This window comes from Nitritalea halalkaliphila LW7 (genome assembly GCF_000265075.1).
Classification (GTDB): domain Bacteria; phylum Bacteroidota; class Bacteroidia; order Cytophagales; family Cyclobacteriaceae; genus Nitritalea; species Nitritalea halalkaliphila.
Genome location: NZ_AJYA01000135.1, coordinates 1 through 1,870, shown reverse-complemented (window position 1 = coordinate 1,870; position 1,870 = coordinate 1). Strand labels below are relative to the sequence as shown.

General features: G+C 45.2%; 3 protein-coding genes and 1 pseudogene. All 4 read left to right on the top strand.

Features of this window, described 5'->3' with window-relative positions; genetic code table 11:
* Window positions 1-4: 4 nt before the first annotated feature.
* Window positions 5-246: pseudogene (locus A3SI_RS23445) on the top strand (transposase); the annotation flags it as partial.
* A gap of 32 nt (window positions 247-278) precedes the next feature.
* Window positions 279-584 carry an IS66 family insertion sequence element accessory protein TnpA gene (gene tnpA / locus A3SI_RS23440; protein WP_040671351.1) on the top strand — a complete coding sequence of 102 codons (306 nt, stop codon included), beginning with the start codon at window positions 279-281 and terminating at the stop codon, window positions 582-584.
* On the top strand, window positions 578-922 hold the full coding sequence (gene tnpB, locus A3SI_RS16815; protein ID WP_009057955.1) for an IS66 family insertion sequence element accessory protein TnpB: 345 nt from the start codon (window positions 578-580) through the stop codon (window positions 920-922). The genes tnpA and tnpB overlap by 7 nt, the downstream gene beginning before the upstream one ends.
* A gap of 153 nt (window positions 923-1,075) precedes the next feature.
* Window positions 1,076-1,870: IS66 family transposase (locus tag A3SI_RS16810; protein ID WP_009057953.1), on the top strand; the 795-nt coding region annotated here is incomplete at its 3' end.

Here is a 1,870-nt window from a genome sequence, read left to right as displayed (position 1 = left end):
CTAGCTATTCGACCTTTTGTTTCTGGCAGCTTCCCAAACCCTGCTCAAGCATGCAAAGATGCCCGAATACCTAGGTGCCGAACCGGGGATCACAATGGTACTGCATACTTGGGGACAGGATCTTAGTTTTCACCCTCACGTCCACTGCATCGTCAGTGCTGGAGGATATGACGGACAGAGATGGGTAGATGCCAAACGCAAAACAACCGATTCCTTTTTCGTATCCGTTCGACGAACCCCATATTTTCTGTAGGCGAGGGATTTTGTAGTCTTGCGGGATGGAAAGAAGAGATAAAGTGTTTTACCAGGAGCTTTACCGGGAATGGCTTAGCTCTGGTTTAAAGAAGTCTGTGTTTGCTGCAAACCGAGGGATTAATCGAACTACGTTCTACTACTGGTGCAAAAAGCTAGAAGTAGTAAGTGAGCCGATTTCCGAGCCATTCACAAGCTTTAAGCGCCTGGCAGCTTTGGCTCCAGGGGTAGAGCAACAGCCTTTTTTGAAAGTCACCTTACCGAATGGTGCTAGCGTTACTTTTTATGAGGAGATTTCGATTGATCATCTAAAAAGACTCTTGGCATGTTAGCGCTTTCCTCTGCTACGCGCTATTTTCTGTACGAACAGCCAACAGATATGCGCTATGGCATCCAGGCTTTAGCAGGGATAGTGCGCAACAAACTGGGCTTTGATCCCATGAGTGGAGACGTCTTTATTTTTATAGGAAAAAGAGGAGATCAAATCCGGCTTTTGCAGTGGGATCAAGATGGGTTTGCTCTGTATATCAAAAGGCTAGAAAGGGGGACTTTTGAACGCCCAAGATCCCCTAAAAGCCTGCTTTCTAGCCGTGAATTAGGCTTGCTTTTACAGGGGGTAAGGCTAGAATCTGTGCGCTACAGAAAGCGTTATATGGCAGCTGGGCGGTAGTGAAATAAAGCATGATTTTTTGTCTAAAAAGTGGCTTTAAGGCTATTTAAAACCACTTTTTTACCCTATATTTATGTCATGGAAAACAGAGAAATAGACTATAAAACCCTATACGAACAGGCTCTGTTGACCATATCTCAAAAATAAAATTCTTTGCTCGAAAAAGAAGAGCTCATAGAGAAGAAAGAGCAGGTCATTTTTAAATACCGCTCTGAATTAGACAAGCTACTTAAAATCATTTTTGGTCCCAAAAAGGATAAGCTAAAAACGTCCGTTGACTCCGATCAGCTCAATCTATTTACATTAGGTGTACCCGAAACTGATCAGGCTAAGATGGGGGGCGATGGTGAAGCGGATAGCGACGAGGAAACAGTCACTGTCAAGCGTAAAAAGCGTGAGAAAGGACAAGGCCGCATGACGCTTCCTGAAACACTACGCAGAGAAGATGTTTATATCGAGCCTACGGAGTCTACAGAAGGATGCGTCGTTATCGGTGAAGAGGTGACTGAAGTGCTGGAAATGAAGCCTGCAGAGTTTTACGTTACGCGCTACATCCGCAAGCGATACGCGAAACCAAACGGTGAAGGCATCCTGATGGGTACGCTTCCAGATAGGGCGATTGAAAAAGGTATCCCGGCAGCTTCTACACTGGCACAAATGACCGTAGACAAGTATGTATATGGTTTACCCCTACACAGGCAGCTGGATAAATACAGTAAAATGGGGGTTAGAATCCCTGCCTCGACGGCATCTAACTGGCTTATGCAGGGGTGGAAAACGATAGAGCCACTCTGGAAGTTGCTGAAGGAGGTGGTACTTAGCCAAAAATACCTGCAAGTCGACGAAACCCCAATAAAAGTGCAGGACAGGGGGCATAAAAATAACATGCATAAAGGATACATGTGGTTATATCATGCCCCTGTAGATCGCTTGGTACTGTTTGACTAC